We start from the raw sequence: 8,376 nt of genomic DNA, 5'->3' as shown, positions 1-8,376 counted from the left end.
ATTGGCCTGTCCACCAACCGAGCGGCCGAAGCAGCCCGAAAGCCGCTGGAAACAAGCTGCCTGATGCCCGGCATGGCCCTCACATCGGCGCGTCGGCGCAGCAGAAGGCGTTGTTCAGACTTTCCTAGACAATAAGCGGGAGGATATAACGCGAGTAACTTGCGTACAGCCCCACTGAGAGTGCACCAAAGAAGATCAAGTGCGGGATTGTAAGGCCGCTAAACGGCCACAGCCCGATAATGCACAGGATCACAACAACCCAGTAGGTACGCAGGAGTCTGAGACGTGGCACACTCGGTGACCTGTCAATTCTCAAGCGGCTCATTTGGTGCCTCCCGAACCACGCGGTTCAATTGGCCCGGTCAAAAGGATCGCCCCGCCGATCAGCCCCAGCCGCGTGACAATGATGGCCGCATAAGCCAGGGCGAACCCGAACGCGCCATGGGTCAGTGACAAGCCCGGGACAAGCGGGGCGGCCACTGCCAGTGTGGCGAGATTGGCCCACATCGACACACGTTCGCGCCCGGTCATGTGCAGTGTCATCGCCAACGGTCCCAGCAGCGCGGCTGCGAACTGTGCGAGCGCCATGATCCGCAAATACCCGGTTGCCGCACCAAATTCCGCCCCCAGAAGCGCCAGCGCCCGTTCGGGCCAGATCAGCAGTGGCAGCAGCACGCAGGCCGCGATCCCGGTGCTGACAAGCACTGCCTGAAACGTCAGCCGACGCAGCGCGTTCGCGTCTCCGCCCCGTGACAGGCGCACGATCCCGGGCGCGATCATCGGATTGATGACAAGCGTGCAAAAACTGACCAAAAGCGCCAGCCTCTCGGCGCCCCGCAACAGGCCGATTTCGGCCTCGTTCAGGAATGGAGCCGCCAGCAGGAACGACCCCGACTGAATAAGGAAACCGGCCAGGGCGATGAGCGTGAACGGAACCTGACCCTGACTCAATTCCTCTCTCAGGCGCGCCTCGGGAAAGAGCATCTCGCGTTTCACGGGGTGATCTGCCCGCGCGATCGCGCCCGCTATCAATGCCAGGACGAGCATCGACAGCAGGAAACCGGACATTACGCCCGTTGACGTCAGGTTGCCGCCCCGAACAAGCGATGGCATGAGCAGCAGTACTGTCAGACATGAAATCCCGCCAAGCTCGAACAGCGGGGCGAGCCACGGACGCGCACTGCCGCGCGCGTAAGCCGCGAACAGTGCGAGTGCTGTAACCAGGAACAGCAAGACGGGGAGGAAGTGCACAGCTCCTGGAAACGGCGATCCCAGGATTCCACTCGAAAGGATCGCAGACCCTGCCAGGCCAAGCGCAATACTGGACAGGACGATCCGGCGAATAGCCAGCAGCAACAGGGAAACGGACGCGCGCGCTCCTTTTTCATGAACTGCCCACGCCACCGACCGCGTCAGCAGGCTGCCCTGACCACGCCGCGCGATCATGCCCAGCACTCCGAGAAGGCTGAGCATGACCGTGAACATGCCCAGCTGTTCCGGCCCGCCGGTACGCGCGATGACGACGGCAAGCAGCAGACCGCCCGCAGCCGCGAGAACCTGTGTCGTACCGGTTGCGCAAAACCGGGCCAGCCCTCCGATTTGGCTGTCATCCCGATGCGGTTTCAAGCACGGCGAGGCTTTCATTCGCGCCCCCTCCAGCCGGTCGAAATGTCCGCGACGAGGTCTGCGGAAACGTGGTCGGGATAGTAGGAAGAGACACTATCGAGAGCGGTGGCCGTCATCTTTTTCAGGTCGATGTCACCGCGCATCACCCTGAGGAGAATAGCCTTCAAAGGTTCACTCTGACCCGGGGGCAACAAGAAACCGTTCTCGCCAGATCGGACAAGATCCCTGCCTGCCATGACACCGTCTGTTGTAATCACCGGCAAGCCGGCAGCCATCGCTTCGGGAACGACCATGCCCCAGCCGTCATGCATGGACGGGAGCACGAATAGGTCCGACGCGGCATAGATTTCAGATTGCTTCTCGGGTCCGGCGTATCCGTGGAACGTGATCCTGTCTCGCAAGCTCTCCTTGAGGCCGGTTTCCAGTTCCGGCCGCATCGCGCCATCGCCGATGATGTTCAGGTGCCAGTCGGGGTAGTCATCGGCAAGGTCCGAGAAAACCCGGACAAGCTGGTCGATCTTCTTTGATGGCACGAGACGTGCCGTTGTCACGATGACCTTGTTGTCATGCGTGTTTTCCGCCGACTGGTAGACCGAGAAATCCTTGGTATACGGCAGGCTTCGCAACAGCCTTTCTGGCACCCCGTGCTCGGCATAGCTTGTGACACCGGCCTGGCCAACGGCGTAAACACGGCGCGACCTCGAGATCGCAGCGATGACCGCGCGCTTTACCAGGAACCGTATCGGGTGTGATCTCGGGGATTTCTTTATGCGCTCTCCCCAGAATGCCCAATCCGCGCCTGGCCGCAGGAAGGCCATTGCCAGGATCAACAGGAAATTCGTCGGGTTGCTGTAGCCTTGTATGACGATCCTGGCCCGGCGTTCCTTGAATAGCAGCCGAAGCAACAGCCCTGGACAGAATGCCGTATTAACCCGAGACGGGAAGGGACTCAGGTTGCGACTTTCCAGAATGTCGTGATCCGTTGGAAATGAGGGATTCCGCCATTTCGCATTTCGCCTGGAGAGATAGGCGACCGAAACCTCTGTATCGTTACGGCGATGCAGCGCGTTGTAGAGCTCAACGGTATTCGGACTCGGAGAGTTGGCAACGAAAATCAGGCGCATTCTACTCACTCACCCCAACACCCCCTTCTCGGCGAAATAACCGGCCAACGCCTCGCGGCTCAGGGCCGCCTCATGGGCCGAGTTGTAGGGCCGGTCGGTCCGCGGGGCCCCGCGCAGATGGGCATAGCCGGGGGCCGTGGCATCGGCAAAGGCCGAGAGCGACACGAAGAAATCGCCGTATTCCCAGGTTCGGCGCACCTCTTCGTCGTTCATCAGCTCTTCGTACATCTTCTCGCCGGGCTTGGGGCCGATCTCGGTGATCTCGACGCTGCGCCCGGGGGCGAGCGTGTCGCGCATGACATGGGCGATGTCCTCGATCCGGGCGACCGGCATTTTGGTAACCATCACCTCGCCGCCACAGGCCAGCCAGACCGAGTCGAGCACCAGCCGCACGGCCTCTTCCAGCGTCATGATAAAGCGTGTCATGTCGCGATGGGTCAGCGTGATCGGCCCGCCCGCCGCGATCTGGCGGCGAAACAGCGGCACCACCGACCCGCGCGATCCCAGCACGTTGCCGAACCGCGTCGAGGCAAAGACCGTGCCCGCGTTGCGCGCGCGGATGTGGTGCCCGTTGGCCGTGGTCTCGGCCGCCGCGGTCATCAGCCGCTCGCCCATCAGCTTCGAGGTGCCCATCACGTTGGTGGGGTTCACCGCCTTGTCGGACGAGGTGAAGACCACGCGCTCGACACCGTTCTCCTGCGCTGCGTCGATGACGTTCTGCGTGCCCTGGATGTTGGTGGCGATCGCTTGTGCAGGGCTGTCTTCGCACAGGCCCACATGCTTGAGCGCGGCGGCGTGCAGCACGATATCGACGCCGCGCATCCGCAGCTTTAACGCCTCGCGGTCGCGTATGTCGGCGAGATGACCCGAGACTTTGCCGGTCGCCCGGTAGTGCTCGATCTGGAAAAAGAGTTCGGTCTCGTTGTTGTCGATGCACACGATGTGGGCCGCGCGGCTTTGCGCAAGCTGGCGAACGAGTTCGGCGCCGACGGTGCCGCAGGCGCCGGTGACGAGGACCGTCTTGTCCCTGAATCCGTCCATGCCCGTCAGCTCCAGCGCACGCGCGGCATAATGCGATCGGTGACGATACGGTCGCGGTTCTCGATGATGCGTTCCAGCATCGCGCCCAGCACGGCCTCTGACATGTAGTGCGGTTTCAGCCCCAGTTCGGCCAGCCCGCTATGCGCGGGGTTGTAATAGTGTTCCTCTTTTTCCTTGCGGGGATTGGGGATCGACCTGATCTCGACATCGAGGCCCACCTGGCTTCCGGCCTGCCGGACCCGCTCGGCCAGGTCGTTGACGGTAAAGGTCTCGGTCAACTGGTTGAAAATACGCAACTCGCCGCGCTCAGCGGGATGTTCGGCGGCGAGACGGACGCATTGCAGCGTGTCGCGCAGGTTGAGATAGCCGCGCGTCTGCCCGCCACCGCCATAGACGGTGAGCGGTACCCCCGCGACGGCCTGCACCAGGAACCGGTTCACCACGGTGCCGAAGATATCGTCGTAGTGGAAATTTGGGCACAGGCGCGGGTCGAGATCGGCCTCGTCGGTCGAGATGCCGTAAACCGGCCCTTGCATCAGGTCGGTCACCCGTAGCCCGTAGGTGCGCACATAGAACCAGAGCAGGTCGGTATCGAGCACCTTGGTGGTGTGATAGAGCGAGCCGGCAGCGCGGGGATAGAGGAACGTGTCCTTGCGGCCCTTGTGCTTGATCTCGATCCAGCCCTCCTCGATGTCGATATCGGGCGTGCCATATTCACCCATGGTGCCGAGCTTGACAATATGCGCGTCGGGGGCGTGCTCCTTGACCGCCCAGATACAGTTGAACGTGACATCGAGATTGTTGCGGAAAGTCTCGCGCGCCTCGCGAAAGCCCCGCATGGAGTAGGGGGCAGAGGGCTGTTCGGCATAGTGCACGACGGTGTCGGGCTGCATCTCGCGCACCAGGTCGAACATCACGTCAGGGTCCGACAGATCGCCGATGCGCACCTTGATCGGCTTGCCGCCGACCGCTTCGAAGATGGCCGCCCGCTCGCTGAGGCAGGGGGCGCCGATCAGCGCGTCACTGTCCGTCGCCTCGGCAATATTCCGCCGCATGTAGTTGTCCGCGACCATCACCTCGTGGCCGGCGGCCGCGAAATCCATTGCCGTGGGCCAGCCGAGATAGCCATCTCCACCCAGAATGAGTACACGCATGTTTTCCTCCAGAACCCGGACACGGGACGTGATGCTGTCGTGTTTGCATTGAGATGCCTTGTCGCGCTCCACTGCTCGCCATTCGGCCTGACGCTCGTCTGAAAGTGGCCGATACCAACCCGGGACTCAACCTTATAGATAATTATAGGAAAATAACTCGCCTGAAAAGTGTGATTTGATGCCTGGCCTGACGGTGATCTGTCGCTGTGCGCTCTTCGGTCCCGCGCCGCCGCTATTGGCTGCAAGATCGGGCCACGCACACGCGGCGACCACGCTGACAGCCGCCGGATACCAGGCGACACTTCGCTTTCTGCGGGCAAGGGGGTCATTCCATCAGGGCGGTATCGCACCTCGAAACCCGGGTCAGCGTTGGTTCAAACCGCTTGAACTCGCGCGCCCGAGGAAGGATGCTACCGATATGGCATCCTGGAAACATCCGCCCCGTTTGCGCATTCGGATCGTCTTTGGCGATGACGAGATGATTGGGCCCGGCAAAGCCGATTTGCTGGAACGGATCGACCGCTGCGGGTCGATCGCCGCTGCGGGCCGCGAAATGCGCATGAGCTACAAGCGCGCCTGGGAGTTGATCGGAACGCTGAACGCAATGTTTCGTGGTCCGTTGGTCGAAAGCACACGCGGCGGCCCCGGCGGTGGTGGCGCGGTGCTGACCGATCTTGGGAGAGAGGTGCTGTCGCTCTACCGTGCCTTCGAGGCTGACGCGACCGAGGGTGGGGCCGCGCGTCTTGCCGCGTTGCAATCGCTCCTCGGCGATATTCCCGGAGAAAAATAACGATTGACAGTTCAGAGATGCGCTTGCGATATGTTTTCCTGGATATATCCAATCGGAGCCAGCACACGATGCCACGGATCCTGTCTCGCCGCGCGATGCTCGCCGTGCTCGTTTTCGCCACATCGCTGGCGGGTCCGCTTGCCGCGCGTGCCGACAGCGCGCTGGCAGCCGTCGCCGCCAACTTTGCCGAGACGGCAGAGGCGCTCCTGCCCGCGTTTCGCGAGACTACGGGACACGACGTGCAACTGACCACCGGCTCGACCGGCAAGCTCTATGCCCAGATCGGCGCCGGTGCGCCGTTCGATCTGCTGCTGTCCGCTGACGCGGCCACCCCCGCGCGCCTGCTGGAGGACGGCAAAGCGGTCGCGGGAACGGATTTCACCTATGCCGTGGGGCAACTGACGCTGTGGAGTACCGATCCCGACCGCATCGGCGCGGATGGCCGCGCGGCACTCAAAGACCCCGACCTGCGTTTCGTGGCCATCGCCAACCCGGATCTTGCCCCCTACGGCGTCGCCGCGCGCGAGACCCTGCAATCCCTCGGGCTCTGGGAGGTGCTTCAGCCCAGGATCGTCATGGGGCAGAATATTGGTCAGACCAACTCGATGGTCGCCACCGGCGCCGCCGAACTTGGCTTCGTCGCGCTTTCCGCCGTGCAGAGCCCGCGCACCGGGACCAAGGGCAGCCGCTGGGATGTGCCGCAGGAGCTGTTCGCGCCGATCCGGCAGGACGCGGTGTTGCTGCGCCACGGCGCGGACAACGCGGCGGCGCAGGCGTTTCTGGATTACCTGCGCACGCCCGGGGCCGCGGCGGTGATCGAGCGCTTCGGCTACGGCACGGACGGCTGATATGGATGTGCCCGATCTCGGCCCCCTCTGGCTTACGTTCCGGCTTGCGGCGATCACCACGCTGCTGCTGCTGCTTGTCGGCACGCCGGTCGCATGGTGGCTTTCCCATACCCGGTCCCGTCTGAAATCCGTTGTCGAAGCGGTCACTGCGCTTCCGCTCGTGCTGCCGCCCACGGTGCTGGGCTTCTACCTGCTGGTGTTTCTCAGCCCGGAGTCGGTCCTTGGCGGGTTGTGGCTGTCGGCGACGGGGTCCACGCTGACCTTTTCGTTCACGGGCCTGATCGTTGCCTCTGCACTCTATTCGCTGCCTTTCATGGTGCAGCCCTTGCAGGGCGCGTTCGAATCGGTCGGGCACGCGCCGCTCGAGGCCGCGGCCTCGCTGCGGGCGTCTCCGCGCGACGCATTCTTCAGCGTGGCGGCGCCGATGGCGGTACGCGGCTACCTGACGGCGACGGTGCTGACGTTTGCTCACACGATCGGCGAATTCGGCGTGGTTCTGATGGTCGGGGGCAACATTCCCGGCAGAACCAAGGTCGTCTCGATCCAGATCTACGAAGAAGTCGAAACGATCAACTACGCCGCCGCCCACAGCCTCGCGGCAATCCTGCTGGTGTTCTCGTTCTCCGTCCTGCTCGCGGTTTATAGCCTGAACCGCCGCTTTCCTGTTCATGTCGGGTGAGGTGATGACCGATCTGTCAACGGATGTGCGCGTCCGCTTCCCCGGATTCACGCTGGAGGTCGCACACGTTTTCCCCGGCCAAGGGATCACGGCGCTGTTCGGCCCCTCGGGCTGTGGCAAATCCACCCTCTTGCGTGTCATCGCGGGGTTCGAGCATGGTGTGAAGGGGCGGATTTCCTACGGTGACGAGGTCTGGCTGGGCGCGCGCGCCTATCTGCCACCCCATCGCCGCGGCGTGGGCTACGTCTTTCAGGATGCGCGGCTGTTTCCGCACCTGACCGTGCGCGGCAACCTTGACTACGCGCACAGGCGCGCCGCGGGCATCGCCGCCCGGTACTCATTTGACGACGTGGTCGATGTCCTAGACCTCTCGCCCTTGTTCGAGCGCCGCGTAAACCAGCTCTCCGGTGGAGAAAAACAGCGCGTGGCCATCGGCCGGACGCTTCTGGCGCGGCCACGGCTCTTGCTCATGGATGAGCCTCTCGCCGCGCTTGACACGCGTCGCAAGGGCGAGATCATGCCCTATATCGGGCGCCTGCCGAACGCCTTCGGCCTCCCCGTCATCTATGTCACCCACGCGCTGGAAGAGGTGACGCAGCTTTGCGATCGCATCGTGGCACTCGCCGAGGGGCGCATCGCGGCGACCGGAGGTGTGGCCGAGACGCTCGAGCGGCTCGATCTCTCGAGTGTTCAGGGCCGGTTCGAGGCGGGTGTGATGCTGACCGGACGGATTGCCTCGCAGGACACGGCCCTGCATCTGAGCCGCGTCGATATCGGCTCCGCCTGGCTCGAGGTCCCGCAGATCGCGCTTGCACCGGGACAAGAGGTCCGGCTCCGGGTGCGGGCGCGCGACGTTTCCCTGGCGCTGACCCGCCCCGAGGGCCTGAGCATCCGCAACGCGCTTGACGCCCGCGTGCTGAGCATCGAGCCGGAGGCGGCAACTGCATTTGCCGAGGTGCTTCTGGAAGTTGGCGACCAACACCTGCGCGCGCGGGTCACCCGCGCGGCCGTCGCGGATCTCGGATTGGGCGAGGGGCAGCCCGTCGTCGCATTGATCAAGGCCGTCTCTTTCGATCGTCAGGCACTGCCCCGCGATACCCGCGGCGACGCATAA

Annotated in this window: 8 protein-coding genes; 4 read left to right on the top strand and 4 right to left on the bottom strand. The window is 63.5% G+C overall.

Annotation, left to right across the window (positions count from 1 at the left end; translation table 11 throughout):
• Window positions 1-321: 321 nt before the first annotated feature.
• Genes C6W92_RS15450 through C6W92_RS15435 form a run of 4 tightly spaced genes read right to left on the bottom strand, consistent with a single transcriptional unit; the run spans window position 322 to window position 4,945 of the window.
• On the bottom strand, window positions 322-1,644 hold the full coding sequence (locus tag C6W92_RS15450; protein ID WP_129434745.1) for a hypothetical protein: 1,323 nt from the start codon (window positions 1,642-1,644) through the stop codon (window positions 322-324).
• Window positions 1,641-2,750 carry a glycosyltransferase gene (locus C6W92_RS15445; protein WP_129434743.1) on the bottom strand — a complete coding sequence of 370 codons (1,110 nt, stop codon included), beginning with the start codon at window positions 2,748-2,750 and terminating at the stop codon, window positions 1,641-1,643. Before C6W92_RS15445 ends, C6W92_RS15450 begins: the two co-directional genes overlap by 4 nt.
• Before the next feature lie 9 nt (window positions 2,751-2,759).
• Complete coding sequence (locus C6W92_RS15440; protein ID WP_129434741.1) at window positions 2,760-3,791, bottom strand: SDR family NAD(P)-dependent oxidoreductase; 1,032 nt, start codon at window positions 3,789-3,791, stop codon at window positions 2,760-2,762.
• Between the two features lie 5 nt (window positions 3,792-3,796).
• Window positions 3,797-4,945, bottom strand: coding sequence for an NAD-dependent epimerase/dehydratase family protein (locus C6W92_RS15435; protein ID WP_129434740.1), 1,149 nt, complete (start codon window positions 4,943-4,945; stop codon window positions 3,797-3,799).
• A gap of 418 nt (window positions 4,946-5,363) precedes the next feature.
• Between C6W92_RS15435 and C6W92_RS15430 the strand changes: the two genes are divergently transcribed.
• The 4 genes from C6W92_RS15430 to modC all read left to right on the top strand — a co-directional run bounded on the left by C6W92_RS15430 (window position 5,364) and on the right by modC (window position 8,376).
• Complete coding sequence (locus C6W92_RS15430) at window positions 5,364-5,735, top strand: LysR family transcriptional regulator (RefSeq protein ID WP_129434738.1); 372 nt, start codon at window positions 5,364-5,366, stop codon at window positions 5,733-5,735.
• A 68-nt stretch (window positions 5,736-5,803) separates the two neighbouring features.
• The gene (modA, locus tag C6W92_RS15425; protein WP_129434736.1) at window positions 5,804-6,583 is read left to right on the top strand and encodes a molybdate ABC transporter substrate-binding protein; all 780 of its coding nucleotides are present in this window, start codon (window positions 5,804-5,806) and stop codon (window positions 6,581-6,583) included.
• A 1-nt stretch (window position 6,584) separates the two neighbouring features.
• Entirely contained in the window at window positions 6,585-7,262 is a 678-nt protein-coding gene (gene modB, locus C6W92_RS15420; RefSeq protein ID WP_129434734.1) for a molybdate ABC transporter permease subunit, read from the top strand.
• A gap of 4 nt (window positions 7,263-7,266) precedes the next feature.
• Entirely contained in the window at window positions 7,267-8,376 is a 1,110-nt protein-coding gene (modC, locus tag C6W92_RS15415; protein ID WP_129434732.1) for a molybdenum ABC transporter ATP-binding protein, read from the top strand.

Origin of the sequence: Roseovarius sp. A46, from assembly GCF_004126395.1 — a bacterium.
GTDB lineage: Bacteria > Pseudomonadota > Alphaproteobacteria > Rhodobacterales > Rhodobacteraceae > Roseovarius > Roseovarius nitratireducens.
The sequence above is the reverse complement of the archived record's forward strand: the minus strand, read 5'-3'. Positions and strand labels throughout refer to the sequence as shown.

What these genes read in the sequence shown, in the direction of transcription:
- C6W92_RS15430 (WP_129434738.1), top strand. Translation starts at nt 5,364, where the DNA reads ATGGCATCCTGGAAACATCCGCCCCGTTTGCGCATTCGGATCGTCTTT.
- C6W92_RS15450 (WP_129434745.1), bottom strand. Translation starts at nt 1,644, where the DNA reads ATGAAAGCCTCGCCGTGCTTGAAACCGCATCGGGATGACAGCCAAATC.
- C6W92_RS15435 (WP_129434740.1), bottom strand. Translation starts at nt 4,945, where the DNA reads ATGCGTGTACTCATTCTGGGTGGAGATGGCTATCTCGGCTGGCCCACG.
- modA (WP_129434736.1), top strand. Translation starts at nt 5,804, where the DNA reads ATGCCACGGATCCTGTCTCGCCGCGCGATGCTCGCCGTGCTCGTTTTC.
- C6W92_RS15440 (WP_129434741.1), bottom strand. Translation starts at nt 3,791, where the DNA reads ATGGACGGATTCAGGGACAAGACGGTCCTCGTCACCGGCGCCTGCGGC.
- C6W92_RS15445 (WP_129434743.1), bottom strand. Translation starts at nt 2,750, where the DNA reads ATGCGCCTGATTTTCGTTGCCAACTCTCCGAGTCCGAATACCGTTGAG.
- modB (WP_129434734.1), top strand. Translation starts at nt 6,585, where the DNA reads ATGGATGTGCCCGATCTCGGCCCCCTCTGGCTTACGTTCCGGCTTGCG.
- modC (WP_129434732.1), top strand. Translation starts at nt 7,267, where the DNA reads ATGACCGATCTGTCAACGGATGTGCGCGTCCGCTTCCCCGGATTCACG.